The sequence below is a fragment of the Streptomyces atriruber genome (genome assembly GCF_001418325.1).
Classification (GTDB): Bacteria; Actinomycetota; Actinomycetes; order Streptomycetales; family Streptomycetaceae; genus Streptomyces; species Streptomyces atriruber.
Genome location: NZ_LIPN01000284.1, coordinates 1 through 25,801, shown reverse-complemented (window position 1 = coordinate 25,801; position 25,801 = coordinate 1). Strand labels below are relative to the sequence as shown.

Sequence of the window (25,801 nt, the reverse complement as noted above, 5' to 3'; positions counted from 1 at the left end):
TTCGGCCTGTACTTCTTCCACTGCGCGCAGCGCCAGATCGACGCCGGTCACGGCCCGTACTTCTATCTGCCCAAGCTGGAGAACCGGTACGAGGCGCGCCTGTGGAACGACGTCTTCGTCGCCGCGCAGGACCTCCTGGGCATTCCCCGGGGCACGGTCCGCGCCACCGTCCTCATCGAGACGATCACGGCCGCCGTGCAGATGGAGGAGATCCTCCACGAGCTGCGCGAGCACAGCTCGGGACTCAACGCCGGTCGCTGGGACTACCTGTTCAGCCTGATCAAGACATTCGGGCACCGCACGGACTTCCTGCTCCCCGACCGCGCGAAGGTCACCATGACGGCGCCCTTCATGCGCGCGTACACGGAACTCCTCGTGCGCACCTGCCACCGGCGTGGCGCCCATGCCATCGGCGGCATGGCCGCCCAGGTGCCCTCCAGGGATCCCGCCGCCGACGAGGCCGCCTTCGCCACGGTCCGGCTGGACAAGGAACGGGAGGCGGAGGACGGCTTCGACGGCTCCTGGGTCGCCCATCCCGCGCTGGTGCCGCTCTGCCGCGAGGTGTTCGACGGGGTCCTCGACGACCGGCCGCACCAGATCGACCGCACGCGCGACGACGTCGAGGTGACGGCCGCCGACCTCCTCTCCACGCGCCGCGTCGGCGGGCCGCCCACTCCCGAGGGCGTCCGGACGAACATCTCGGTGGCCCTCCGCTACTTCGCGGCCTGGCTGCGCGGGCAGGGAGCCGTCGCCCTCAACGGGCTGATGGAGGACGCGGCGACCGCCGAGATCGCCCGGGTGCAGATCTGGCAATGGCTCAGGCACCGGGTCGTCGACCGGGAGACGGTCCTGGGGCTGCTCGACGACGAGCTCGGTTCGCTCGGGGCCGAGTATCCCTGGGCGGACATCGAGGCGGTGCGCGAGCTCTTCGAACGCGGCACGCTCTCCGTCGAACTGCCGCAGTTCTTCACGCCGTACGCCTATACGCGGCACCTCGTCCGGCGCGTCGGCGCGGTCGACCCCGGCTGCCACCGCCACGAAGACCTGGGCTGAGGGGCCCGGAGGCGGCCGCCCGCCGAGGGGGCGGGAGGCCGCCCGCGAAGGACGGGCGGGAAGTGCGGAGTGTGCCGCCTTCCCGTCCTCCTCGTCGCCGAAGCGCGTCGGGCGCGTGTTCCACCTCACCTTCCGAATGCCGGACGCGACCCGGCCCACCGGCGGACGGCGCCGTAAGGTGATCAGTGCAGCTGGTTCGCCCCGTCCGCCAGACGGGAGCGTCGCAAGAGGGAACCCGGTGGGAATCCGGGACTGCCCCGCAGCGGTGAGTGGGAACGACCGCCGTCACATGCACTGGGACCGATGACCGGTCCTGGGAAGCGACGGCCAGTAGGTGTCCTCCCCCGGGAGGATGTGCCCACGAGTCCGAAGACCTGCCCGCTGTCCGTGCCCGAACCATTCGTGCGCGGATATCCCGGTGACCTCGAGGGCGGGTCGGCGAACACATCTGACGGACGGCCGCGCTCCCCGCGCGATCCCGGACCGTTCGGTGCGTCACCCTTCGCGCTCTCGTCCCGTCCCCGGGATCTCAGGGATTCATCTCGCGAAGGAGATCTCCGTGACCACCGAGACCGCAGCCGCGGCAGCACGGGCCACCGTGTACGGCTACCCGCGCCAGGGCCGCAACCGCGAACTCAAGAAGGCAATCGAGGGCTACTGGAAGGGCCGTGTCACCGCCGACGCCCTCCGTGCCACCGCCGCCGACCTCCGCCGCGCCAACTGGCAGGAACTCGCCGAGGCCGGCATCGGAGAAGTCCCCACCGGCGACTTCTCGTACTACGACCACGTCCTGGACACCACCGTCATGGTCGGCGCCGTCCCCGAGCGCCACCGCGCCGCGGTCGACGCGGACGCACTCGACGGGTTCTTCGCCATGGCGCGCGGCACGCAGGACGTGGCGCCGCTGGAGATGACGAAGTGGTTCGACACCAACTACCACTACCTGGTGCCCGAGCTGGGCCCGGGCACGGTGTTCACCGCCGACTCCACCAAGCAGGTCACCGAGTTCAAGGAGGCCCGCGCCCTGGGCCTGTCCGCCCGGCCCGTCCTCGTCGGCCCCGTCACCTACCTCCTGCTGGCCAAGCCCGCACCCGGGGTGGCCGCCGACTTCGACCCGCTGACGCTCCTCGACCGCCTGCTGCCGGTGTACGCCGAGGTGCTCGCCGACCTGCGCGCGGCGGGCGCCGAATGGGTCCAGCTCGACGAGCCGGCCCTCGTCCAGGACCGCACGCCGGCCGAGCTGAACGCGGCCGAACGCGCCTACCGCGACCTCGGCGCCCTCACCGACCGCTCCAAGCTCCTGGTCGCCTCGTACTTCGACCGGCTCGGCGACGCCCTCCCGGTCCTCGCCAAGGCCCCGGTCGACGGCCTCGCCCTCGACTTCACCGAAGCGGCCGCCGCCAACCTCGAAGCTCTGGCCGCCGTCGGCGGACTGCCCGGCAAGCGCCTGGTCGCCGGAGTCGTCAACGGCCGCAACATCTGGGTCAACGACCTGGAGAGGTCCCTGACCACCCTCGGCACCCTGCTGGGCCTCGCCGAACGGGTCGACGTGGCCGCGTCCTGCTCCCTCCTCCACGTCCCCATCGACACGGCCCTCGAACGGGACATCGAGCCACAGATCCTGCGCTGGCTCGCCTTCGCCCGCCAGAAGACCGACGAGATCGTGACCCTGGCCCGGGGCCTGGCCCGCGGCACCCACACGATCTCCACCCAGCTCGCCGCGAACCGCGCCGACCTGGCGTCCCGGGCCGGCTCCCCCATCACCCACGACCCGGCCGTCCGCGCCCGCACCGGCGCCGTCACGGACGCCGACGCACGCCGCTCCCAGCCCTACGCGGAGCGGGCCGCCGCGCAGCGCGCCGCGCTGAACCTGCCGCTGCTGCCGACGACGACCATCGGCTCCTTCCCGCAGACCGGTGAACTCCGCACCGCCCGCGCCGACCTGCGGGCCGGACGGATCGACGGCGCCGGGTACGAGGAGCGCATCAAGGCCGAGATCCAGGAGGTGATCTCCTTCCAGGAGAAGACCGGCATCGACGTCCTGGTGCACGGCGAGCCCGAGCGCAACGACATGGTGCAGTACTTCGCCGAGCAGCTCACCGGTTATCTGGCCACCCAGCACGGCTGGGTCCAGTCGTACGGCACCCGCTACGTCCGCCCGCCGATCCTCGCCGGTGACATCTCTCGCCCCGAGCCGATGACGGTCCGCTGGACGACCTACGCCCAGTCGCTCTCCGACCGCCCGGTCAAGGGCATGCTCACCGGCCCCGTCACCATGCTCGCCTGGTCCTTCGTCCGCGACGACCAGCCGCTCGGCGACACCGCCCGCCAAGTCGCCCTCGCCCTGCGCGACGAGGTCAATGACCTTGAAGCGGCAGGCACTTCGGTCATCCAGGTCGACGAGCCCGCACTGCGCGAAACCCTGCCGCTGCGCGCCGCCGACCATCCCGCCTACCTGACCTGGGCCACCGAGTCGTTCCGCCTCTCCACCAGCGGCGTGCGGCCGGACACCCAGATCCACACCCACATGTGCTACGCCGAGTTCGGCGACGTCGTCCAGGCCATCGACGACCTCGACGCCGACGTCATCAGCCTGGAGGCGGCCCGCTCGCACATGCAGGTCGCCCGCGAACTCGCCGCCCACGGCTACCCGCGCGAGGCGGGCCCCGGCGTGTACGACATCCACTCCCCGCGCGTCCCCAGCGCGGAGGAGGCGGCGGCCCTGCTGCGCAAGGGGCTCGACGCCATCCCCGCCGAGCGGCTCTGGGTCAACCCGGACTGCGGCCTGAAGACCCGCGGCTGGCCCGAGACCCGCTCCTCGCTGGAGAACCTGGTCACGGCGGCCAGGACGGTCCGCGAGGAACTGTCAGCCTCGTGACGGCATGACGGCATGACGGCATAACGGCCCCGACTCCCGGACGGCACCGGCCGGCCGGGGTCGGCACCGCCCGCTGATCCGGCCCCGCGCACGAGGCGAGGGGCCGGTTCGGCGCGTTGTGCGGCACCGCCCGGCCGTATCCGACCTGTGTGTGGCTCGTATCGGTCGCTCCTTTCCTTTCGTGCGCTGCGCCGCATTGCACTGTGCAAGGATGCGTTCAGCCGAGCAGCATTCCGCGCCTCTCCCAAGGCCCTTACTCATGCGCCAAGTTCCCTCGCTCCTGTTTGTCCTGTACGTGGCCTGCGCCGTGTGCAAGGCGCATATCGCTCACCTCGAATTCACCCCTCCCGGTACACAACCCGTGAGCATGCCGCGCTGGGACGCGAGGAACCGGGCCGCCTACACCGCCGCCAGGAACCACTCGCTCTGGTGGTTCACGGTGGAGAGCGAGGCGTACACGAACGGCGCTGGTGAGAACATTTCGGCCGATGACGCGGATCGCTGTCGCGGCGCCTTCCGCTATCCGCGCACCTTCGCCCGTATCCACACCGCCGGACTCAAAGGCGACGCGGGTTTCTGCGCGGAGTGCGACGTCCCCTACTGCGCTCGGCACTGGCGCCGGGAGGCGACGGACGGCGAGGGGACGACGCTGTGCCCGCTGGGCCACCGGCGCTGACGGACCGGCTCACACCTCGCAGTCGACCGATGACTCCGCCCAGCCGAACGGATACGGTCCCCGGTCGTCCGCATCCGACACCTGCGGCTCACCGCCCGCTTCGTTGAACGCGGTCAACGCCTCGACGAGAGCACCGCGTTGCTCAGGGGCGAGCCGTTCGACGATGGCCGTGATCTCCGCACGGCGCCGAGCGGTGACGGTCTCGACGGTCCGCCGCCCCTCCTCGGTCACCTGGAGCAACGTCTCGCGCCGGTTGCGGGGATTGGCCCGCCGGTCGGCCAGGCCCGTCGCGATGAGCCGGTCCACCATGCGCATGGCGGTCGAGGGCGCGACCCGCAGATGCTCGGCCAGGGTCACCAGTTTCGTCGCGCCGCGCGTCGAAAGGACGACGAGCATACGCAGTTGAGGGAGCGTCACACGGTCTTCGACCTCCGCGAGGGAACGCGCCGAAACGGCGACCAGCAGCCTCGATGCCGTCAGTACCGCTCGGGTGACCGCGTCGACATCATCCGCACCTTCTCGGCAGTTCCCGGATTCGGCCATGTGTCCTTTCTACTCCAGCTCACGAACGGCCGCCTTCCCTCTGTGACCTTCCGCCGCCGCCTTCCGTCATGGCAGTGACAGCAGCTGCAAAACCTTGAGGAGACGGTGATGGAAACACGCTCGATCACGGCGGAGATCCCGATGGTTCCGCGGATGTCCGAGGACCCCGCGGAGCTCGTTCCCGAGCTGGCGGAGGTGTCGGCGGCGCTGTTCAAGGTCACCGGCAACGGTTCGGTGCCGCGCGCCACGATCGGTCTGGTCCAGCTGCGTGCCGGCCAGCTCGTCGGCAGCACCTACCTCACCGTTCTGCACACGGGGTTCCTGCGCCGGGCCGGTGAGTCCGAGGAGCGCATCACGTCGGTGGCGTCCTGGCCGGACTCCCCGTACTTCACCGGCGCCGAGCGTGCCGCGCTGGCACTGGTCGAAGCGGTGCTCCAGCCGTCCACGGACGGCGAGAGGGTCTCCGACGAGCTGTACGCGCAGGCAGCCGGGCACTATGCGGCCAAGGCGCTCGCCACGCTGATGTTCGCGATCGGCCAGGTCGGCTTCTTCACCCCGGTGGCGCTCATCGCCAAGCCGACGCCAGGCCGGTCGTTCACCGACCCGTGGGGGTGACGCGTCGGCTGCCTCTGGAAGTCGGGCCGCGCCCGCCCGAGCGGCGCGCGCGGCCCGATCCCCAAGGGGACGGGTCCCAGTCAGTTCACCGTCAGCTCCGCCACCCCCGGGTGCTCCTTCGCGCCCGCCTCGCCGCGCACCGTCACCCGTACGTAGCGTGCGAGTTGCGGGTCGTCCGCGTCCGCCCGGTGCCAGGTCCGGCCGTCGAGGGAGAGTTCGACGCTGTGGGCGGCGGGCTCGGTGTCGCTCCAGGTGGGGGTGACCTTCTTGACGCGGACCGGCTTGGTGAGGTCCGTCGTGAGGCGGCCGCGGGGGCCGTCCGGGACCCAGGCCGTGGCCGAGTTGCCGTCGAAGGCGGCGCCCGCGTACATGCCGGGCTGCTCGGACGAGGCCTTGGCGGTGGTGCAGCGCGCCGTGTTCGTGGTGGGGGTCAGGTCGGGGCGGCGGGTGTCGAGGACCGCGGGAGCGTCCTTGGTGACGGTCCGCTTGCCCTGCGGGGTGTCGAGCGTCATCGGCGCGCCGTCGGTGAGGCGCACGGTCGTGCGGCGGGCGCCGATCTCGATGTCGTACGTACGCCCCTGCCAGGCCAGTCCGCGCAGGGTGACGCCCCGGCCGAGCTGCGGAGGCAGCATCGGGTCGACGTGCAGGCTGTTCTCACGCATCCGCATGCCGGTCAGGCCGTTGGTGAAGGTCTGCAGGAAGCCGCCCTTGCCGGTGAGGAAGTCGTGCGCGGGCGAACCCGACAGGGGGTCCTCGGCACCCGCCTTGTCGCCGCGGGCCTCCGAGAACTGCGCGAAGGGGCCACGGACGAACGGCTTGATGGAACGCTCCAGATAGGTGTACGTGGAGCAGCCGGGCTCACCGATTCCGGCGGCGTCGACGGCGTGCACCGAGTCCGTCATGGCCGGGCCGTCCGGGTCGGTGCGCTCCGCGTAGTAGTCGAGGGTCGCGGCCGCCGCGCCCTTGGGCATCTTCCACTCCAGCGGGTACATCAGGAGGACCGTGTCGGCCTGCTTGATGGTGCTGCCCTTGTAGCCGTCGTACTGCTGGAAGACCTTGCGCTTCTCGTCGTACGGGATGCGGATGCGGTCGGCGACGGTCTGCCACTTGGCGGGGGCCCGCTCGCCGAGCAGTTCGGCGGCACGGGTGGCGTGGCGCAGGGCGGTGACGGCACCCGCGTTGGTGAAGACCGCGTCGTCGACGCCGTTGCTGTACTCGTCGGGTCCGGCCGTGTCCTTGATCGAGTAGCTGCCGTCCTTGTTGCGGCTGACGCGGCTCGCCCAGAACTCGGCGATGCCCTTCATCACCGGGTAGCCGCGCTCGCGCAGCCAGTCCGTGTCCTTGCTGGCCAGGTAGTACTGCCAGGTGGCGAGGGAGATGTCCGACTGGAGGTGGACCTGGGTGCGGCAGTGCGGCGGGTCGACGCTGTGGCACTCCTCGGCGAGGTTGCCCGAACTTCCGCTGTTCCAGGGGTAGAAGAGCCCTTCGTAGCCCAGCTTGCGGGCGTTGTCGCGGGCTGACGCCCGGGTCCGGTAGCGGTAGTCGACCACGGATTTGGCGAGCTCGGGCCGGGTGGCGAGCAGGCCCGGGTACATCCAGGTCTCGGCGTCCCAGAAGACGAGGCCCGCGTAATTGTCACTGGTCAGGCCCGCCGGAGCGATGCTGTTGGCGGCGCCTTCACGGGTGTTGGAGAGCAGCCCGTACTGCGCGGACCGCACCCATGACTGCATCTCGCGCCGCCCGCGCACCTCGATGTCACTGCGCCACAACCTGGCCCAGGCGGCGGTGTGGGTACGGAGCATGGCCTGCCAGCCGCGGTCGGCGGCCCGCTGCGAGGTGGCGGTGGCGTCCCGGCGCGGCGCGCGCGAGGTCAGTGCCGTGTCGACACCGACGTACTTGGTGAAGTCGTACGACTGTCCGCGTCTGACCGGCAGCGCCAGTGCCTGGCGGGCCGTCAGCTTCCTTGCGGTGCGAGCCTGTTGGACCTTGGCGCCGGGAGTTCCGCGGTCGGCGCGCAGCGTGGAGGCGACGGCTCCGTCGACCTTCGTGCCGTCCGTGCGGAAGGCCACGTCCATGCTCGGCGCGGTCCTGCCGTCGGTGCGACGCCCGTCGTCCCGGTCGGCCGATCCGGTGCGGTCGCCGCCGCCGGTCTGCTGGATGCGGCGCGCTCCGCGGCCGTCCAGCATGTCAGTGACGGTCGCCCTGCCGCTCCAGTGCGGCGTCATGCTCATGCGTACGGCGCCGACGTGCGGGTCGGTGCGGTCGGCGAGCACCTCGTACCTGAGGTCGGTGCGGCGCCCGTCGGCGGCGGTCCAGGTCAGCGACGTACGAACGACACCGCAGTGCAGGAGGAGCGACTGGCGGTAGTGGGAGATCCGCCCGGACGGCGTCGAAGAGTTGAAGGTATCGCCGCCTTCTCCGCCCGTACTGACCGTGAGGGCGGTCCAGTTGGGCAGGGCGGCGACGGCCTGGCGGTCCTCCGCGGTCTTCTTGTTGTGCGCGTACAGGCCGGACACGAAGGAGCCGTCGTAGCGCGGGGTGAACAGCGGCCACCCGGTCTTGGCCTCGCTGTCGGTGTATCCGGCGCCGTTGGGCGGCACGCGTTGGCCCAGGTAGCCGTTGCCGACGAAGGCGTGGTGGGTGTCCTTCGCGTCGGCCCGGGTGGTGGTGCCGAGCGTCCAGCCGTCACCCGTGCGGCAGTGCGCGGTGGGGGTGGTGTCACCTTCCGGTGCCGTCCGGGCCGCGACCGACGGCACCGAGGCGACGAGGGTTCCGGCCAGCAGCACCGCGGTCAGTCGGGCGGCACGCGGCCGCGCACCGAGGGAGTACGTCATTGTTCTCCGTCACTCTGGTTTCACCTGCGAGGGTCCAGGGACCATAAATTTCCTGAACGAGTCACGTCAATAGATGAGCGTTCTCGGTCAAGTCTCGAAGGCATGGAGGACGAGTGAGGGGATGCGGATGAAGTGTCGCCGCGGGATTTCCGGACCGGAGTCGTACGCGCGGCGCGCCGCGTTCAGCGTCGTGTGCTGCTCAGTCCGCACACCGCGAGTTCCTCGGGCGTGATGGACGGGTCCGGCTGCGCGGCGCGGCCCGGTCCCCGGGCGACACCGAGCAGCACCTGCGGCCTGGCCAGGCAGCTCAGGGGCGCGGAGAGGGTCATGAGATCGGTCAGGGCGCGCAGGACCGCGGGGTTGACGGTGGCGGTCCGCATCATCCGCTGGGTGTAGCCGCGCAGCAGGCGTGCCGCGGGCGGCAGTCGCTTGCCCGTGGTGCCGGGGTAGTTGAGGTCCTCGCCGGTGGCCAGGTCCCAGGGGCCGCCCGTCGTGCGGGCCACCGACCGCTGGACGTGCCGTGCGAAGCCCTCGGCACCGGCTCGGCGCTCGTCGAGGGCGCGGTCGAGCACGGCCGCGCTGTGGGCGGCCACCGACAGGCCCTGGCCGTAGACGGGGTTGAAGGTGGCGACCGCGTCGCCGAGGGCGACGAACCCGTCCGGTGCGGCGGGCAGCCGGTCGAAGCGGCGGCGCCGGTTGACGGTGCTGCGGGTGAGGTGGACGTCGGTCAGGGGCTCGGCGCGCGAGATCAGGTCGGCCATCAGGGGGTCGCGCAGGCTCCGGGCGAACGGCTCGAAGTCGGCCGCCTCCCTGGTGGGTTCGCCGCCTCGGGTGCCCGCGACGGTGACCAGCCAGCGGCCGTCCTCGACGGGCAGCAGGGTGGCGCCCCGGCCGGGGGTACCGGCACGGGGGTCGGCCTGGATGCTGACGAGCGGGAAGCGCTCCGCGCCCGGCGGCGCGCGGAAGAGCCGGGTGGCGTAGACCTGACCGGCGTCCACGGTCTCCTCCTGCACGGCGGGCAGTCCGAGCCGGGCGAGGTGCCGGGAGGCCTGGGAGCCGCGGCCCGAGGCGTCGACCACCAGGTCCGCCTCCAGGTTCTCGACCGTGCCGCTGCCGGTGTCGCGTACGGCCACTCCGGTGACCCGGCGCAGGTCGCCGAGGAGTTCCACCGCCTCCGCGCCGTCCCGCAGGACCACCGGATCGAGGGCCAGGACGCGCTCGCGCACCACCGCGTCGAGGAGGTCCCGGGTGCAGGAGACGAGGAACTTCGTGTCGGGCCGGCGCGGGAACCAGCCCTGGGGCCCGAGCACGACGATTCCGTCCGTCACCCCCAGCTTCCGTGCCCCGGCGGCCACCCATGCGTCGACGGTGCCCGGCAGCAGGGCGTCGATGACGCTCGCGCCGCCGGACATCACCATGTGCGCGTGGCGGGCCTGCGGCAGCCCCCGGCGGGGCGCGGCCGTCTCCGGCATGGGGTCCCGGTCGACGAGCACCACCTCGTCCACATGGCCGGACAGGACACCGGCGGCCAGCATCCCGGCCATGCCCGCCCCGAGGACCACCGCGCGACTGCCTCCGCCGGACTCCCTGCCTCGTGCCTTCATGACCACGACCTTCCGGGCGGGGACTGCGGCGCCGGACGCCCCGAATGCCCCGGCTGCTCGTACGGGCACATTCCGTCCGGGGGCCGAGGCCAAACTGCGACACGGAGCCCGTACCCCACAAGCCATGAATCGGACTGGTCAGGGGAGTTCGGTGGTCGCGAGTTCCACCGTGGTGACGACACGGGTCAGGGACGGGCGGCGGGGCACGGAACCGAAGCCGAAGCGGACCGGGGGATCCACCCGCGTCAGCCCGCCCAGGTCCCGCCCGTCCCACGTCGCCCGCGCCGCCGTGATCGTGCGCAGGTCCCTGGCCGCGTACCACTCCCGGCGTCCCGTGCCCGCGCTGCCGCGGGTCCGCACGCCCGGCATCAGCAGACGGGCCGGCACGTCGCACAGCGCGGCCCAGCCGGGACTGCTCGCCAGACGCCCCGGGACCGCCCTCAGCAGTCGGCCCAGCGCCGTGGACCGCCCGGGATCGAAGGCGAGCCGCAGCGGTCCCGCGGCCACGGTCCACCGTTCGCGCGCGGGCCGGACGGCGACGGGGCAGATGACGACCTCGTCGAAGCGGTACGTGGCGGAGACGAACTCCGCGACCTGCTGCGACGGCGCGAGCAGCGCGCGGTGGCCGTCGGCGTGCTCCACCATGACGTCGGCGAACGACCCCAACGGGGAGACCGGCCAGCGGCCGACGACAAGGCGCACACCGGCCTCGGTGCCCAGCCCCGCGATCCACCCGTCGAAGCGCATGCGGCGCGTGGGCGCGCGCATCAGGCCCCCGCCTCGCCGTGTCGTACGGAGGAGCGGGGGCCTCTGCCGTGAGTTCGCCGTGCCGGGATCAGTCGGCTTCTCCCTAGCTCTGCGGCGGGTCCTGCTGCGACCTGTCCGAGCCGAACTGCTCCTTGAGCTTGTCCTGGGCGGTGTCGACCTGGCTGGAGTACTTGCCCTGGGTCTTGTCGTCGACGAAGTCGCCCGCCTTGTCGATGCCCTGGCCGGCCTTGTCCTCGTGCCCCTTGAGCATTTGCTTGAGCTTGTCCATGACCGTCATGGGCTGTACCTGCCTCTCGCCTCTCTGCGTTCCGCCCCCTCTCCAGATTCAGGGCGCAACGCCCGATCCGCATCCCGTAGCCACAACTGATATCGAACACGTGAACGAACCCCTCGACGGTCAGGTCAGCGGCGCTCCGGCGGTGCGCCGCCCCGTGGGCTCGCGCGTGTCCTCGGCTGCGGGAGTGCGCAGCCCGTCGACGACGATGCCGAGCAGACGTTCGGTGCGCTCCTGCCACTCGGAGCCGCCGGTGGTCTTCCACAAGAACGACACGAGCAGCAGGACCTCGTCGGCGTCGGCTTCGGGCCTCAGCTGCCGGGCTTCTTTGCAGGCGGCGAGGAGCTGGTCCAGGGCCGCGGCGACCGGGGGGTGGACGGGACTTCCCGGAGCGGGGCAGGTCGCTGCCTCCACGGCCCGGGACACCCCGCATCCGCCGCGGCCGTGGGCGGCGAGCCGGGCGAGCCAAAGGCGCAGTGCGTCCATGGGCTCGTGTTCGCCGAGCAGGCCGGGCGCGGCGGCGACGAGCGCTTCGAGGTCGGATCGGTAGACGGCGAGGAGAAGCGCCTCCCGGCTGGGGAAGTGCCGGTACAGCGCCCCCTGGCCCACACCGGCTGCCTTCGCGATCGCGTGCAGCGACGCGTCGGGGGCACCGGTGAAGGCGGTTCGGGCGCACTCGACGATGCGGGCGCGGTTGCCCTCGGCGTCCGAGCGTTTGGGGCGCGACCGGGGTGGCGCCGTCCGGCCGCCGCCGGGACAGGAGTCGGACACAGGACGCCCCGTCAGAGGGCGGAGCGGAGCAGGACGAGCGACCCGTCGTAGGCGGGCCGGTTGCGGAGGTGACCGAAGGCCGCGTCCCACGCGCCGGAGCCCAGGGCGTGGCGGAGCGAGGTGTCGAAGTCCTGGCGGGCTCGGTCGTCGATGAAGCTCCACGCGGAGCAGGCCTGGCGTGCGGCCGGGTCGAGGAGGAGTTCGGGGCGACCGTAGTAGGCCTCGTTGAAGCCGTCGGTGCAGTCCAGCGGGATGGGAACGGGCTGGACGGTGGTGGTGCCGCCGAGCGCGGCGGTGAGGGTGCGCAGCGGCGGATGGCGGCGGGCCTCGGCGTCCAGGACATCGGGGGCGTACTCGTAGAGCCAGAAGTCGCGTACGCGCGCGGGGTCGTGGGCCAGGACGACGACGGGCCCGCGGGTGACGCGCCGCATCTCGCGCAGCCCCGCTTCGACGTCGGACCACTGGTGGACGCTGAAGAGGGTCATCGACGCGTCGAACCGGCCGTCGGCGAAGGGCAGGTCCTCGGCGACGGCGTCGATGGCCGTGGCGAGCGCGGCCGGTCGCTGTGCGCGCATGGCGAGGGAGGGCTCGACCGCGGTGACGGCGTGGGCGGCGATCTCGTAGGAACCCGTGCCCGCTCCGACGTTGAGGACCGAGCGCGCGTCGCCGAGGGCGCGCGCGATGAGGCCCGCGATCCGCGGGTCCGGGCGGCGGCGCGCCACGGTCCGTGAGCTGCTCGTGCCGTAGCCGATGCCGTCGTCGGTGCTGCTGTCGTAGGTGCGCGTGCTCATGGGACCTCGCCTTGTGGGCCTGGACCTGGGCTGGGGGGTGGTGGACGCCGCCTCCCGGATAACGCCTCCCATACTGCATCTGCGATGCCGTCTCTCATAGAGACCTTGCAGATGTTGGACCGATCAGCCAATTGCGGCAGTAGATGCGTTTGTGGGTTCCGGGGTGCCGCTGCCGTCCGTGCAGGCCCCTCTCACTGCTTCTCGTACGCGTGATCCGGGGATGTTGCGGGCATGACAAAGCTGCCGTGGCCCTGAAACACCGGAGGAGAGTCCGTGAAGCCGAGTCGAGCGATCCGCAGAACGTCCCTTTCCGTAGGCGGCGCCCTCACTCTGGTGGTGGCCTTCGCGGGTTCGGCCGTCGCCGCCCCGCCGCAGGCCCTGCCCGCGAACGCCGACAGCACCGAGCAGACGTTCCAGCCCGCGTTCGACTACGACGGCGACGGCTGCTACCCGACGCCCGCCATCGGCCCCGACGGAACGGTGAACGGCGGCCTCAAGCCGAGCGGCGCCGTCAACGGCCAGTGCCGTGACGCGAGCGACCTCGCCAACACCAACGGCTACGCCCGCAGCAAGTGCAACAACGGCTGGTGCGCCGTCATGTACGGCCTCTACTTCGAGAAGGACCAGGCCGTGGCGGGCAGCGGCCTCGGCGGGCACCGGCACGACTGGGAGCACGTGGTGGTGTGGGTGAAGGACGGCCGCGCCGAGTACGTCGCCACCTCGGCCCACGGCAAGTTCCGCATCCAGCCGCGCGACCAGATCCGCTGGGACGGCACCCACCCGAAGGTCGTCTACCACAAGGACGGCATCGGCACCCACTGCTTCCGCGCCGCGACCGCGGGCGACGAGCCGCCCGAGAACCACCGCGGCACCTGGCAGTTCCCGGCCCTCATCGGCTGGAACGGATATCCCGCCGGGCTACGGGACAAGCTGAGCTCCCACGACTTCGGCAGCGCCAACTTCGGGCTCAAGGACGCGAGTTTCCCCGGCCACCTCGCCGGGGCGCTGCCCGCCGGGGTGCCATTCGACGTCAACGCCTGACCGGTCCTACTTCGGGTCCACGTCGGTGTGCAGCATGTGGTGGTCCGAGTACGGAGTGGGCCGCACGCGGTGCTCGCGCGCGGTGAAGCCTCGTAGGAACACGTAGTCGAACTTGCTGTGCCAGTCGGTCGTCGGCTCGCACGGACCGGTGGGCAAGGGGCGGCACTCGGGGTCCGTGTCCGCGGCCAGCGCCCAGATGCGCGAGAGTTCGGGGGCCTCCGGCACGGCGTTGAAGTCGCCGACAACGATGGCGCGGTCGTGCCGGGCGACGGCCGCGGCGAGCACGCGGGTCTGTCCCGCCCGGATCGTCTCCTGCTGCCGCTGGGCGAGGTGCGTGTTGAAGACCCGGACGGACCGGCCGCCGACCGTGGTGGTGACGGCCATGTATCCCCGGTCCTCGGAACCGCCGTCGGGGTATTCCACATTCACCCGGTCCGTCATCGGCGCGGCCGAAAGGATCGCCTGGCCGAAACCTCCCGGACTCCACGGCACTCCCCCGCAACGGCCCCAGTCCTGGAGGACCGTCCCGTATTGCACGTGATAATCCAGTCCGTAGAAGACCTCCAGATAGTCCCGGATCCTCTCGACATCACGCGCGCACGCCTCCTGCAGACCGATGACCTGAGGCGCGTACGTGGCGATCTCCGCCGCCCGGTCGATGTTGCTCACGTCGCAGGGATTGCAGAGGTTCCACGTCATGACGCGGTTCGGCACGACTGCCTTGACGGCACCTACGGGCAGCGACCTGACGAAGAGGGCACCGCCTGGCGCGCTGGGGCCGACGAGCAGCATGAAGACCACGAACATGGCGCCAGCCAGCAACCGCGTGCCCTTACCGAGCACCATCGCCTCCTCGATCCGGCATATCCCTCATAACCCTGTACACGCTCCTGCACGAGTTCTTGCACGAGATTATGGGACGGGGTCGGAATACGGTGGCGAGTGTGATCGAACAACCGGTCATCGCCGGGCCACAACGTCCGGTTGTGCCCGCCTAGGGTGATCCGGTGGACACCGAGGCACTGCGATCGTTCGTCCGGGCCGCCGAGCTCGGACGCCTGCACCATGCGGCCGATGAGCTGGGCGTGACGCAGCAGGCGGTCTCCAAGAGGATCGCCGCTCTGGAGCGCGAGCTGGCAGTCCGTCTGTTCACCCGCACCGCCCGAGGGGTCGAGCTGACGCCCGACGGCAGGGTCCTGCTCGGCCATGCGCGGAGCATCGTCGCGGGTGTCGATCGTGCCGTCGCCGCGGTCGGTCCTGGCTCCCGGGCCCTGCGGATCGACGTACTCGGACTGCGGAGCGCGCAGGCCGTCGTACTGCACGAGTACTGGCGGTCGCATCCCGAGCTCAAGCTCGACGTGGTGACCCTCAGGGTCGACGACCCCGGGGTGGCGGCCGCCGCCGTCGCGGCGGGCGATGTCGACGCCTCGTTCCGCACCGTCACCGGCCCGGGCGCGCTGCCCACGGACGTAGAGATGATCCACGCCTTCTGCAATCCGCTGGAACTCGTCGTCGGGCCGGGGCATCCGCTCGCCTCCGCGCAGAGCCTGACGCCGCGGCAGCTGCGCAAGCACCGGATCTGGGTGCCGGGCATCGCGACCGGAAGCGAATGGGCCGAGTTCTACGATCAGCTCGCCACCGAATTCGACCTGCGCATCGACGCGGCGGGCCCCCATTTCGGGGACGAAGTTCTCCTGGAGACCCTCGCGGACTCCTCGGACGTGGCCACCCTCATCGGGGCACGCGACCGGTACGCCTTTCCGGCGCAGTACGGCCTGCGTCGCATCCCCCTCGTGAATCCGGCCCTCGCGTACCCGCTCTCCCTCGTCCTCCCGAAGACGAATCCGCACCCAGGACTCCGCGGAATCATCGCCCACTTCGGAAACCTGCCGAGACTCCCCGAGACGGTCTGGCTCCCGTCCTGGGCATCCGCGTCACCGACACATTAGAAGAGGATCGTGACCTTGTCCGACGACCGTCTCCTGCGCATTCACAGCGCCGAGTTCCAGTCCATGGCCGAAAGGGTCCTGCGGGCCACCGAACTCACCTCCCGCCTCAATGTCCTGCCTTTCGAGGACGAAGAGGGCAAGTCGGAGTTGTTCCAACAGATCCTGGGCAAGCCGCTGCCGCCCGGAGTCACGATCTATCCGCCCTTCTACACGGACCACGGCCTCCGCCTGGATCTCGCGGAGCGCGTGTTCATCAACCAGAACTGCACGTTCCTGGATTACGCGGGCATCCGGCTCGGCGAGCGCGTCATGGTCGGCCCCAAGGCCACGTTCATCACCGTCGGCCACCCCGTCGACCCCGTGGAACGCCGGGGGTGGCTGAGCGGCGGGCCCATCGATGTGGCGGAGAACGTGTGGATCGGCGCCGGTGCCACGATCCTTCCCGGCGTCAGCATCGGCCGCGATGCCGTGGTCGCCGCCGGTGCGGTCGTGGCCGACGACGTCCCACCGGCAAGCCTGGTGACCGGAAGCAAGGCGACCGTGCGCCGCCAGTGGTGACGCCGTCTTCGGAACCGCGTTCGGCTCCCTGAGCGTCTCGGTCCCGGAACATGTGACGGGACGGGGCTGGTGGGAACTGGTGGGGCTGATGGGGACGGGGTCGCTCGCGGAGTTACTTCGAGAGCTCAAGGAACGGTCCGGGCTCAGTTACGGAGTGCTGGCCCAACGGCTCCACATGAGTACATCGGCGGTGCACCGGTACTGCAGCGGGGACGCGGTGCCCCCGGAGTTCGCGACGGTGAAGCGGTTCGCCCGCCTCTGTGAGGCGTCGCCCCAGGAACTGGTGGAGGCACATCGACGGTGGGTTCTGGCCGACGCGGGGCGGGGACCGAGGCCGTCGTCGTCCACGGCCTCGGCGCCCCCCGGTGCGCAGGAGCCCGCCGGGTCCGCGCCGGAGTTCGGGGCCTCGTCGGAACCCGGGCCTCCGTCGCGCAGACGCCGAGCCCCCGTCGTCCGAGTCGCCCTCGCAGTCGCCGTCGCCGCGGTGACCGCGGTCGGCTCCGTCGCTCTTGCCCTGCACGACAACGGCGACAGGGACCAGCAGACACAGCGGCACATCGCCGGGCCCTCCGTCCCGCCGCCCCGGGGCACCCCGAGCGCCTCGCCGTCCGACCGCCCCGGGCAGAGCTCCGACAAGAACCGCGCCCACGGCAAGGACCGGCCCGACGACAGGGACCGATCCGATACCGGGGCCGAGGGCAGCAGAGGCGCTGCCTCTCCCCGGCCCGCCCGGAACGGGAAGGGCGGCCAGGCACCCGGCGCCCCTCGGGGCGGACACAAGGGAAGCGCACCCAGCGGCGCGCCGGCCCAGGCCCCCGGCGCTCCGCTGGCGGCGCGCGTCAGGCCGTACGTCTACGACGGCTGTCTGCACAGCTTCCTGGTGAACCGGGAGCCGGGCGCGATGCCGGAACCGCCCGCCGATCAGGACGTGCCCGCCTGGGTGGCGGAACTCGGCGCGGTCTCGGCCCGCCGCCAGCACATCGAGGTCACCTTGCAGGGCGCGGCCAAGGACGACATCGTCCTGCGCGCCATGCGCGTCCGCGTGCGGAGCAGCGGCGCCCCGCCGGCCTGGAACAACTTCCAGATCAGGACGCGCTGTGAGGAGAAGGTGTACGCCAAGTCCTTCGACGTCGACCTGGACGAGGCGGCGCCGCGCCCCACGCCCATGATGGGACAGCGCGACTTCCCGTACCGGGTCAGCGAGCGCGATCCGCAGGTCCTCCTCATCACCGCGGGCACCAAGCTGCACAACGTGGAGTGGTACCTGGAACTGGAGTGGTCCAGCGGCGAGCGGCACGGCGTGCTCCGCATCGACGACCAGGGCAGGCCGTTCCGTACCAGCGGCATGGAAGGGCGCCCCACCTACACCTGGCTGGGTTCCGACGGGTGGGGAACGGAGAGGCTGCCGCTCGGCTGAACCGCAGCAGTCCGATGAACCGCGGCCCTCCGAGGCCGGGAAAATCGATCGACAGGCCGGTCCACTCGACGCTGTGATGTCTCCGACTGCCCGCCGCATCGCGCGGGCCCACCAAGGGAGTTGTTCTTGGCGACCGGAAGAACCGCGGACCCCTGCCCCGCGATCTCGGACCCCCACCCCGCGACCTCGGACCTCCGCCCCGCGATCGATGCCGCACTGGCCAGGCGCCTGGTCGACTCGCAGTTCCCGCAGTGGACCGCGCTGCCGCTCGAACTGCTCGACCCGGCAGGTTCGGACCATGTGATCTACCGTCTCGGCGAGGACCTGGCCGTCCGGCTGCCCCGTCACGCGGGGGCCATCGGGCAGGCCGCGAAGGAGTCCGAGTGGCTCCCCCGGCTCGCGCCGCACCTGCCGTTGGCGATCCCGGCACCGGTGGGGGTCGGCGAGCCCGACTTCGGCTATCCGTGGTCGTGGGCGGTGTCCCGGTGGCTGGACGGCGAGGTCGCGACCACCGAGTCCTTGGCCGACTCGTCCCGGGCCGCCGTCCAACTGGCGGATTTCCTCGCCGCCCTGCAGACCTTCGTACCCGAGGACTTCCCGGCCGACGGTGCTCGTGCTCGCGACGACCTGACCGGTGAACCGCTGGCCGACCGGGACCGCGAGACGCGGGCCGCCATCGCGAAGCTCGACGGTGTGTTCGATGCCGCGGCCATGACCGAGCTGTGGGATGCGGCGCTCGGCGCACCCGGATGGGATCGTCCGCCGGTCTGGTTCCACGGCGACTTCCACACCGGCAACCTGCTGACCGTCGACGGCCGCCTCAGCGCGGTCATCGACTTCGGCGGCCTCGGCATCGGCGACCCGGCCTGTGACCTCACCATCGCCTACACGCTGATGTCGACCGCGAGCCGGGCCGCCTTCCGCGCCGCGCTCGGCGTCGACGACGCCACCTGGCTCCGGGGCCGCGGCTGGGCGCTGGCCACCGGCCTCAACGCCTACACCTCGTACGCCGCCGTCAGCCCCCGGGTCGCCGCGCAGACCACCCGCCAGATCACCGAGGCGCTGATCGGCTGACCGACTCCCGGCGCCGCTTGGCCCGATGGGCGAGGGCGTCGATGATGCGCTGCCACGCCGGTGACGCCTCGCGGATCCGGGAAGAGACCAGCTTCAGATACCCGGCCCGGTCGCCTGCGCGCCCGTGCGCGATCTCCCATGCGTCCAGGTCGTCGATGAGCGGCTCCAGCCGCGGATCGTCCGGGTCCCAGTCGACCGCCCGGTCGCAGGCGAGGAACAGGCGCGTCGTCTCGGGGTCGTCGAGTCCGGCGTTCTTCTCCCGTATCCGCTCCGGCACGACCTGCGGGTCCAGCGCCTGCATGAGGATCCACGAGTCGCGTTCGAGCCGGATCCTCCGTTCGCTGATCCCGAGGTCGCGCATCCGGTTCAGGACGGCGATCACCTCGGGAGGCAGCACGAGCCTTTCGCCGCCGGCCAGTTCGGCGATCCGGCGCCGGTTCTCGTTGAGCTCGTCGATCCTGCGCCGCAGACCTGCGTCGATGTCGCTGATGGCCGCGGCGAACTCGGCCGGTCGGGCGTGCAACAACGCGTCGATCCGGGCGAGTGGCACCCCGGCGTCGGCGAGGGTCCTGATCCGGATGAGGTCGACCGCCGCCTGGGCGCTGTAGCGGCGGTAGCCGGAGGCATCACGTCGGGGCTCCGGCAACAGGCCGACGTGGTGGTAGTGGCGCACGGTGCGCACGGTCACGCCTGCGGTCGCCGCGAGCTGGCTGATCGTGAGCACCGTTCTCCTCGGTTCGTACACCGCGATGGCGTTCGAGTCTAGTCAGCGGAGCATTGGGTGGTTCCCGGGCTGAGCTCGGGCGATGACGTCACGGATCGCCCGGACCACCGCATCGGGCCGGTCGAAGCAGAGCCGGTGGTGGGCGGTGTCGGAGATGACGCGTTGTTCCCCGTGCGTGACCGCGCCCACGAGGGCCGCGTCCATTCGGGTCTTGCCGTCGTTCATCTCCTGCCATGTCCGTTCCGCCGCCAGCGCCTGCTGGGCCGGGTCGGCGCCCACCACGGTGAGGGCGACCACCGGGACGTCGGGAAGGTCCGGCCCGGCCCGCAGTTCGGTGGCGAGGTCGGCGAGACCGGTGCGTTCGGCAATGCCCGCTGCGGTCCACTCCCCGCTCTCCTTGGCCTCGGTCAGCGCCTGCCGCACGTGCTCCGGGTAGTCGGCGAGCAGCTCGGCCCGCATCTCGCGCAGGGCCGGACGCATCTGTTCCATCTGCTCCCGACCCGGAGCCATCCGCTCGACCGCCGTCAGCGTCGCCGTGGCGGGCATGAAGTCGTCCCAGTCGCGGTGGAGGGCGTCCAGTGAGACGAGTCCGGCCACGTCCTGCGGGTAGAGCTGCGCGAACCGGTGCGCGTAGAGGCCGCCGAGGGAGTGCGGCACCAGAATGTACGGGGCGGCGATGTGCTGGGCGCGCAGCAGCTCGCGCAGTTCCGTGGCGACCGCGGCGGCGCTGCGCGGCAGCGGGACGGGGTCGCTGTAGCCCGTGCCGCCGCGGTCGTACGTCACGGCGGTGGTGAACTGCGCGACGCTCTCCTGGACGCCGAAGTAGTCCAGTCCCACCGCGCCCGCGCCCGGCAGGAACACCACGGCAGGTCCGCCGCTGCCCGATCGGTGCACGAAGACGTTGCGGTCGTCGATCTCCTGGAATCCGCCGACCGGCGGGGCGGGCCGGGCCGAGGCGGTGCTGTTGTTCGTCATGCGACCAGCCTCCAACCCTGACGTAGGGTCAGGGTCAACCTCCCCCTCCCGATTCAGGGTTCAGGCGCCCGGGAGGAAGAGGCAGAACGGATGACCGTGCGGGTCGCGGAGGACCCGCACGCCCTTCTGGGGCTGATGCTCCTCCAGCGTCGCGCCCAGGGCGCAGGCACGCTCGGTCTCCGCCGTCAGATCGTCGACCTCCAGGTCGAGGTGCGCCTGCATCTGCTGGGTGCCGGGGCGTTGCGGCCAGGTCGGGGGCGTGTGGTCGGTCTCCAGTTGGAAGCTGAGGCCGGGACGTTCCTGTTCCGGCGGCCGCAGACGGACCCATTCCGGGCCGCGTTCGACTTCCTGCCAGCCCAGCAGGGCCCGGTAGAAGTCGGCCAGGGCGGGCGGATCGGGTGTGGCCAGAACGAAGGCGCCGAGCGTCGTGGTCATGCCCCCACCCTGCCCCGGCTCTCACGTTCATGCACGGGCTCCTCGGCCGGGGGTTGGCTCATGGGTGCCTTCTCGGGGCCGTGGTGCATGTGTTCGGCTGGGAAGTTGTCCATCGACGGGGAGGCTGAACAGCTGTGGGGCGCCGCGAGAAGCCGATCGATCCCGGGGCCGGGCCGGTGCAGGGTTTCGCCTACGAGCTGCGCAAGTTGCGTGGGGAGGCGGGAACTCCGACGTACCGGGTGATGGCCGAGGGGGCGGCGTATTCGGCAGCCGCTCTGGCGCGCGCGGCGGCCGGTGAGGCGCTGCCGTCCCTGGCGTTGACGCTGTCGTACGTGCAGGCGTGCGGCGGGGACGCGGCGGAGTGGGAGCGGCGCTGGCACGAGGCGCACGAGGAGGAGGCCGCTCGGCCCCGGGCCGATGCCGAGGAGTCGGCCGAGTCGCCGTACCGCGGTCCGGCCCGCTTCGAGCCCGGCGACCACGCACGGTTCTTCGGCCGCGGCCCGTCTCACGGAAAGCCTGACCACCCTGGCCGAGACACACCGGTGCGTCGTGGTCCTCGGCCCGTCCGGCAGCGGCAAATCCTTCCTCCTGCGGGCCGGGCTCGTCCCCTGGCTGCGGAACACCGAGGACCCGGGGCTGCGTCCGGCGACGATCCGCATCCTCACGCCCGGCCCCCGGCCGGTGCGTGATCATCGGAAACTGTTCACCCCTGCCGAGGGTCCTGGCGACACCTGGCTGGTGGTGGACCAGTTCGAGGAGGTCTTCACGCTCTGCCACGACGCGGAGCAGCAGCGGGAGTTCGTGGGGCTCGTGCTGTCGGCCCAGGAGCCCCGCAGCCGACTGCGGGTGGTGGTCGGGATGCGGGCCGATTTCTACGCGCGGTGCCTCGAACACGAGGGGCTGGCCCGGGTCCTCGGGGAGGCGAGCCTGCCGGTCGGCCCGATGACACCGGACGAGCTGCGCGAGGTGATCGTCAAACCGGCGGCCGCCGCAGGGCTGATCGTGGAACGGGCCCTGACCGCCCGCCTCGTCGTGGAGGTGCACGGCGCGCCGGGCGCGCTGCCGCTGCTGTCGCACACCCTGCTGGAGACCTGGCTCCGGCGCCGCGGCCGCACCCTGACCGTGCAGGGCTACGAAGCCGCGGGCGGTGTCCACGGCGCCATCGCCCAGACCGCCGAGGACTTCTACACCCGCCTCGCCCCGGACCGCGCGGAGACGGCCCGGCACATTTTGCTGCGGCTGATCACCCCCGGCGACGGCGCCCCCGACACCCGCCGTCCCATCGGCCGGGGCGAGCTCGCCACCACCCGCTGCGCGGTTCGGGACGCGGGCCCGGAGACCGTGCTGCACGAGCTGGCGCGGGCCCGTCTGGTCACGCTGGACGACGACACCGTCGATCTCGCCCACGAGGCGCTGATCACCTCGTGGCCCCGCCTCCGCCGGTGGCTCGAGGACGACCGCGAGCGCCTGCGCCGGCACCGCCGCCTGACCTCCGCGTCGCACAACTGGCACGAGCGGAACCGCGACAGCGGGGGCGCTGCTGCGCGGCACCGAACTCGGCGAGGCCCAGGACGCCTTTTCCACCCCCGAGCAGCGCACCGAACTGACCGCGCTGGAAGCCGATTTCCTCAGTCGGTCGACCCGCGCGAAACGCCGGCGCACCCACCGCGTCCGTCAGGTCATCTCGGCCCTCAGCGTGCTGCTGGTGCTGGCGCTCGCCGCAACCGCCGTCGCCGTCCGGAAGACGACCGCGGCCGACACGCAGCGGCGTCTGGCGGTCTCCCGTGAACATGCCGCCTGTGCCGACCAGTTGCGGGAGAACCGCCCCGAGGCCGCGATGGTCCTCGCCCTGCGGGGCTACCGGCAGTCCCCCACCAAGGAAGCGCGCAACAGCCTGTTGAGCGCGCAGGCCCGCGTCTACGCCAACCAGTTCACCGGGCACACCAACACGGTGCAGGGCGTGGCGTTCTCTCCCGACGGCGACACCCTGGCCACGGCGAGCTTCGACCACAGCGTCAAGCTGTGGGACGTACGCACCCACCGCCTCCTGGCCACCCTCACCGGCCACACCGACGCCGTCAACGGGGTGGCGTTCTCCCCTGACGGGGACACCCTGGCCACGGCGGGGAACGACCGCAGCGTCAAACTGTGGGACGTACGCACGCACCGCCCTCTGGCGACCCTGACAGGCCACACCAACATGGTCGAAGCGGTCGCGTTCGCACCCGACGGCCGCACCCTGGCCAGCGCTTCCAGCGATCGGACGGTGCGGCTGTGGGACGTACGCACCCATCGGAAGCGCGCCGTTCTGACGGGGCACGCGGATGCGGTGTACCGCCTGGCGTTCTCACCGGACGGCCGCCTGCTCGCCAGCACTGACACCGGCCGCACGACCCGCTTGTGGGATGTGTCGTCCCACAGGACGCGCGCCGTGCTGGCCGGACGCACGGGCGCGGTCACCACGGTGGCGTTCTCCCCCGATGGCCGCACGCTGGCCACCGCGGACAGGGAACACGCCGTGAAGCTGTGGGACGTGCCCTCCCGTCGCCTGCGGGCATCGCTGACCGGTCACAAGGGCGCTGTGTACGGGGTGGCGTTCTCGCCGGACGGCCGCATCCTGGCCGGTGCGAGCACCGACGGCACCGTCCGCCTCTGGGACCCCCGGTCGCACAGGGCCCTGGCCACACTGACCATGAAGAAGCCGCTGTACGCGGTGGCGTTCTCCCCCGACAGTCGCACGCTGGCCACCGGGGGCCAGGATCCCACCGCCCGCCTGTGGGACGTGGCCTCGCACCGGAAGACCGCCGAGTTGCCCGACCGCTCCGGCTCGATCACCCGGCGGGCCCCCTTCGCGGACCGCCGGGCGTTCCTCACCGTCGATCAAAAGGCCATGGCGGCCCGCTGGTCCACCGCCGCCCCGCGCGTCCGTCCGGCCCCGGTCCGCTTCCCGGAACGCGTCGTCTCCGCCTCGGCCAGCAGCGACGGCAGCGTGCTGGCCACGGTCGATCGCGACCGCACCATTCGCGTGTGGAACCTCGCGACCGGCAAGCGGGTCATCACGCTCCGGAAAGCCACCTGGACCCTGCGGCTGGTGGGCATCACCCCTGACGGCAGGACCCTCGCCGCCGGCGGGCGCGACGGCACCGTCCGGACCTGGGACGTCGCCACCGGCCGCCCCACCGCCGTCCTGCGCAACGCCCGCCCGGTGAACGCGCTGGCACTGCGGCCCGACGGCCGTGCCGTCGCCTTCGTCAGCGACGACGGCGTCACACGCCTGTGGAACACCCGCTCGGGGCAGCGCCCCAGGCCCCTGCCCGGCCCCCCTGACGTCAGCCTGGTCCTGGCCTTCAGCCCCGACGGCCGCACCCTTGCCGTCGGGGGCAACGACGGCACCATCAGGGTCCGGGGCGCCGCCGCGCGCACCAGAACCGCAAGCCTCACCGGGCACACCGGCGTCGTCATCGGGGTGGACTTCAGCCCGGACGGCTCCACGCTGGCCACCACGAGCACGGACAGGAGCATGCGGCTGTGGGACCTCCGCGGCGGCACCCGCGCAGCGGCGCACACCGTCCTGACCGGCCCCGCCGCGGAGGGCATCGACACGGTGCGGTTCTCCCCGGACGGCCGAGCGCTCGCGGTACTCGACTCCCGCGGGGGCGCCCGCGCCTGGAGCATCGACGTCGACTACGCCGCCCGACGCACCCGCGACCTCGTCAAGGACCAGCACTGGGCCCGGCTGCTCCCCGACCAGCCGGTGGAGGACGCGTGTCCGTCGTAGCGGACGGCTGACGCACAATGGGGCCGGGCCGAGCCGATCCCCGCCCGGCAGTCGGCGTATGCCGGGCCCCATCGCGTATGGCGCAGGTCACAGGAACTCCGCCGGTGCGGCGGAGAGGAATGACTGTGAGGGACTCAGAAAACGATCTGCGCAAACGCGTGAGAGCAGGGGAACGTGACGCGTTCGCCGAGCTCTACGACCAGTACGCCGGGCCCGTCCACCGGCATGCGCTGTGGCTCACCGGCGACTGGACGACCGCCGAGGACATCATGTCGGAGACGTTCCTGGCCGCGTGGCGGGCACGAGAACGGCTCCATCCGGACGAGGGCTCCCTGCGCCCGTGGCTGCTGGGCATCGCCACCCACAAGGCGGAGAACACCCGGCGCGGCCTCCGCCGCCGCCTGGCGTTCCTGGCCCGCCAGCGGCAGCCGCCCGTGGTCGCCGACTTCGCCCCCGAGGTCGCCGGACGCATCGACGACGCCCGGCGGCTGCACGCCGTCCAGGCCTCGCTGGACCGGCTGAAGCGCCACGAGCGGGAAGTACTGACGCTGTGCGTGTGGTCGGGGCTCGACTACCAGCAGACGGCCGAGGCGCTCGGCGTCCCCGTCGGCACCGTGCGCTCGCGGCTGTCCCGGGCGCGGGCGAAACTCGCCCGGTTCGCCGACGAGGCGGCGGCGCAGGAACGCGCGGAAGAGCGAGCGGAGAAGCGAGCCGAGAACTGGGAACCGCGCGCCGCTCGCGGAGAGATGACCGGTGAAGCCGCACTCGCGGCCCTGCCCGTGCGGGAGGAAACAGCATGAACAACAGGGACACCACCTCGAACCCTTCGGACTCCCCGAGCCGCTCGAATCCGGCGAACTCCTGGAGCGAGGCCCGGCGTTCGGACGCCGACATCGAGGAGATCGCCCGTCTGCTGCCGCCCCCGACTCCTCGGGGCCTCCCGCACGAGCAGCACCTCCACCACAAGGAACGACTGATGCGACGCATCGACCGCGACCAGGCCGACCGGACCGACCAGGCCCGCTCCGGCCCCCGCCCCGCCC

The 25,801-nt window shown here is 71.8% G+C and carries 23 protein-coding genes, 1 pseudogene and 1 riboswitch; of the genes and pseudogenes, 13 read left to right on the top strand and 11 right to left on the bottom strand.

The window, feature by feature from the left end; translation table 11 throughout:
• The 3 genes from AOK03_RS27450 to AOK03_RS27440 form a co-directional block, all read left to right on the top strand.
• Positions 1-1,053, top strand: a 1,053-nt coding sequence (locus AOK03_RS27450) for a malate synthase (protein WP_079074990.1), incomplete at its 5' end; no start/stop codon positions are given.
• 175 nt (positions 1,054-1,228) lie between these two features.
• Positions 1,229-1,449: riboswitch (cobalamin riboswitch) on the top strand.
• Between the two features lie 163 nt (positions 1,450-1,612).
• Positions 1,613-3,931, top strand: a complete 2,319-nt coding sequence (gene metE, locus AOK03_RS27445) for a 5-methyltetrahydropteroyltriglutamate--homocysteine S-methyltransferase (protein WP_055568033.1) — start codon at positions 1,613-1,615, stop codon at positions 3,929-3,931.
• Positions 3,932-4,292: 361 nt separating this feature from the next.
• A complete protein-coding gene (locus AOK03_RS27440) occupies positions 4,293-4,607 on the top strand; it encodes a hypothetical protein (RefSeq protein ID WP_167355648.1) in 315 nt (104 codons plus the stop codon).
• A 9-nt stretch (positions 4,608-4,616) separates the two neighbouring features.
• On the opposite strand, the gene AOK03_RS27435 is transcribed toward AOK03_RS27440, so the two are convergent.
• Positions 4,617-5,150: a MarR family winged helix-turn-helix transcriptional regulator gene (locus AOK03_RS27435; protein ID WP_055568031.1), complete on the bottom strand. Its 534-nt coding sequence runs from the start codon at positions 5,148-5,150 to the stop codon at positions 4,617-4,619.
• A gap of 108 nt (positions 5,151-5,258) precedes the next feature.
• Between AOK03_RS27435 and AOK03_RS27430 the strand changes: the two genes are divergently transcribed.
• The gene (locus AOK03_RS27430) at positions 5,259-5,765 is read left to right on the top strand and encodes a carboxymuconolactone decarboxylase family protein (RefSeq protein WP_055568030.1); all 507 of its coding nucleotides are present in this window, start codon (positions 5,259-5,261) and stop codon (positions 5,763-5,765) included.
• An 80-nt stretch (positions 5,766-5,845) separates the two neighbouring features.
• Here AOK03_RS27430 and AOK03_RS27425 read toward each other — a convergent pair whose 3' ends face one another.
• The 6 genes from AOK03_RS27425 to AOK03_RS27400 all read right to left on the bottom strand — a co-directional run bounded on the left by AOK03_RS27425 (position 5,846) and on the right by AOK03_RS27400 (position 12,807).
• A complete protein-coding gene (locus AOK03_RS27425) occupies positions 5,846-8,599 on the bottom strand; it encodes a discoidin domain-containing protein (RefSeq protein ID WP_055568029.1) in 2,754 nt (917 codons plus the stop codon).
• Between the two features lie 182 nt (positions 8,600-8,781).
• Positions 8,782-10,203 carry an NAD(P)/FAD-dependent oxidoreductase gene (locus AOK03_RS27420; RefSeq protein WP_055568028.1) on the bottom strand — a complete coding sequence of 474 codons (1,422 nt, stop codon included), beginning with the start codon at positions 10,201-10,203 and terminating at the stop codon, positions 8,782-8,784.
• Between the two features lie 138 nt (positions 10,204-10,341).
• On the bottom strand, positions 10,342-10,971 hold the full coding sequence (locus AOK03_RS27415) for a hypothetical protein (protein ID WP_055568027.1): 630 nt from the start codon (positions 10,969-10,971) through the stop codon (positions 10,342-10,344).
• Positions 10,972-11,053: 82 nt separating this feature from the next.
• Complete coding sequence (locus AOK03_RS27410; protein ID WP_055568026.1) at positions 11,054-11,248, bottom strand: antitoxin; 195 nt, start codon at positions 11,246-11,248, stop codon at positions 11,054-11,056.
• 120 nt (positions 11,249-11,368) lie between these two features.
• Complete coding sequence (locus tag AOK03_RS27405) at positions 11,369-12,016, bottom strand: TetR/AcrR family transcriptional regulator (protein ID WP_063792586.1); 648 nt, start codon at positions 12,014-12,016, stop codon at positions 11,369-11,371.
• Positions 12,017-12,027: 11 nt separating this feature from the next.
• Positions 12,028-12,807, bottom strand: a complete 780-nt coding sequence (locus tag AOK03_RS27400; protein ID WP_079074989.1) for a class I SAM-dependent methyltransferase — start codon at positions 12,805-12,807, stop codon at positions 12,028-12,030.
• 273 nt (positions 12,808-13,080) lie between these two features.
• Between AOK03_RS27400 and AOK03_RS27395 the strand changes: the two genes are divergently transcribed.
• Positions 13,081-13,848, top strand: a complete 768-nt coding sequence (locus AOK03_RS27395; protein ID WP_055568025.1) for an NPP1 family protein — start codon at positions 13,081-13,083, stop codon at positions 13,846-13,848.
• Positions 13,849-13,854: 6 nt separating this feature from the next.
• Here AOK03_RS27395 and AOK03_RS27390 read toward each other — a convergent pair whose 3' ends face one another.
• Positions 13,855-14,694 (bottom strand): endonuclease/exonuclease/phosphatase family protein, encoded by an 840-nt coding sequence (locus AOK03_RS27390; RefSeq protein WP_079074988.1) that lies wholly within the window; start codon positions 14,692-14,694, stop codon positions 13,855-13,857.
• 161 nt (positions 14,695-14,855) lie between these two features.
• On the opposite strand from AOK03_RS27390, the gene AOK03_RS27385 reads away from it, so the two are divergent.
• The 4 genes from AOK03_RS27385 (at position 14,856) to AOK03_RS27370 (ending at position 18,846) form a co-directional block, all read left to right on the top strand.
• A complete protein-coding gene (locus AOK03_RS27385; protein WP_055568023.1) occupies positions 14,856-15,797 on the top strand; it encodes a LysR family transcriptional regulator in 942 nt (313 codons plus the stop codon).
• Between the two features lie 15 nt (positions 15,798-15,812).
• A complete protein-coding gene (locus tag AOK03_RS27380; RefSeq protein WP_055568022.1) occupies positions 15,813-16,355 on the top strand; it encodes a DapH/DapD/GlmU-related protein in 543 nt (180 codons plus the stop codon).
• A gap of 88 nt (positions 16,356-16,443) precedes the next feature.
• Positions 16,444-17,772: a transcriptional regulator gene (locus tag AOK03_RS27375; RefSeq protein WP_063792587.1), complete on the top strand. Its 1,329-nt coding sequence runs from the start codon at positions 16,444-16,446 to the stop codon at positions 17,770-17,772.
• A gap of 126 nt (positions 17,773-17,898) precedes the next feature.
• Positions 17,899-18,846 (top strand): aminoglycoside phosphotransferase family protein, encoded by a 948-nt coding sequence (locus tag AOK03_RS27370; protein WP_425264420.1) that lies wholly within the window; start codon positions 17,899-17,901, stop codon positions 18,844-18,846.
• Here AOK03_RS27370 and AOK03_RS27365 read toward each other — a convergent pair.
• Genes AOK03_RS27365 through AOK03_RS27355 form a run of 3 tightly spaced genes read right to left on the bottom strand, consistent with a single transcriptional unit; the run spans position 18,824 to position 20,980 of the window.
• Entirely contained in the window at positions 18,824-19,570 is a 747-nt protein-coding gene (locus tag AOK03_RS27365; RefSeq protein ID WP_055568020.1) for a MerR family transcriptional regulator, read from the bottom strand. The two genes, AOK03_RS27370 and AOK03_RS27365, sit on opposite strands and share 23 nt — an antisense overlap.
• A gap of 42 nt (positions 19,571-19,612) precedes the next feature.
• Entirely contained in the window at positions 19,613-20,545 is a 933-nt protein-coding gene (locus AOK03_RS27360; RefSeq protein WP_055568019.1) for an alpha/beta fold hydrolase, read from the bottom strand.
• 60 nt (positions 20,546-20,605) lie between these two features.
• Positions 20,606-20,980: a VOC family protein gene (locus AOK03_RS27355; RefSeq protein ID WP_055568018.1), complete on the bottom strand. Its 375-nt coding sequence runs from the start codon at positions 20,978-20,980 to the stop codon at positions 20,606-20,608.
• A gap of 549 nt (positions 20,981-21,529) precedes the next feature.
• Between AOK03_RS27355 and AOK03_RS44310 the strand changes: the two genes are divergently transcribed.
• The 4 genes and pseudogenes from AOK03_RS44310 to AOK03_RS27335 form a co-directional block, all read left to right on the top strand.
• A complete protein-coding gene (locus tag AOK03_RS44310; protein WP_055568017.1) occupies positions 21,530-22,768 on the top strand; it encodes an nSTAND1 domain-containing NTPase in 1,239 nt (412 codons plus the stop codon).
• Entirely contained in the window at positions 22,677-24,758 is a 2,082-nt protein-coding gene (locus AOK03_RS44305) for a WD40 repeat domain-containing protein (RefSeq protein WP_055568016.1), read from the top strand. Before AOK03_RS44310 ends, AOK03_RS44305 begins: the two co-directional genes overlap by 92 nt.
• A gap of 146 nt (positions 24,759-24,904) precedes the next feature.
• A complete protein-coding gene (locus tag AOK03_RS27340; protein ID WP_055568034.1) occupies positions 24,905-25,558 on the top strand; it encodes an RNA polymerase sigma factor in 654 nt (217 codons plus the stop codon).
• A pseudogene (locus AOK03_RS27335) lies at positions 25,555-25,801 on the top strand (hypothetical protein); the annotation flags it as partial. The gene AOK03_RS27340 and the pseudogene AOK03_RS27335, both read left to right, overlap by 4 nt.

Coding starts and splice junctions, on each gene's coding strand:
- AOK03_RS27415 (WP_055568027.1), bottom strand. CDS start 10,971: ATGCGCGCGCCCACGCGCCGCATGCGCTTCGACGGGTGGATCGCGGGG.
- AOK03_RS27355 (WP_055568018.1), bottom strand. CDS start 20,980: ATGACCACGACGCTCGGCGCCTTCGTTCTGGCCACACCCGATCCGCCC.
- AOK03_RS27360 (WP_055568019.1), bottom strand. CDS start 20,545: ATGACGAACAACAGCACCGCCTCGGCCCGGCCCGCCCCGCCGGTCGGC.
- AOK03_RS27435 (WP_055568031.1), bottom strand. CDS start 5,150: ATGGCCGAATCCGGGAACTGCCGAGAAGGTGCGGATGATGTCGACGCG.
- AOK03_RS27425 (WP_055568029.1), bottom strand. CDS start 8,599: ATGACGTACTCCCTCGGTGCGCGGCCGCGTGCCGCCCGACTGACCGCG.
- AOK03_RS27390 (WP_079074988.1), bottom strand. CDS start 14,694: ATGGTGCTCGGTAAGGGCACGCGGTTGCTGGCTGGCGCCATGTTCGTG.
- AOK03_RS27430 (WP_055568030.1), top strand. CDS start 5,259: ATGGAAACACGCTCGATCACGGCGGAGATCCCGATGGTTCCGCGGATG.
- AOK03_RS27375 (WP_063792587.1), top strand. CDS start 16,444: ATGGGGACGGGGTCGCTCGCGGAGTTACTTCGAGAGCTCAAGGAACGG.
- AOK03_RS27410 (WP_055568026.1), bottom strand. CDS start 11,248: ATGACGGTCATGGACAAGCTCAAGCAAATGCTCAAGGGGCACGAGGAC.
- AOK03_RS27400 (WP_079074989.1), bottom strand. CDS start 12,807: ATGAGCACGCGCACCTACGACAGCAGCACCGACGACGGCATCGGCTAC.
- AOK03_RS27420 (WP_055568028.1), bottom strand. CDS start 10,203: ATGAAGGCACGAGGCAGGGAGTCCGGCGGAGGCAGTCGCGCGGTGGTC.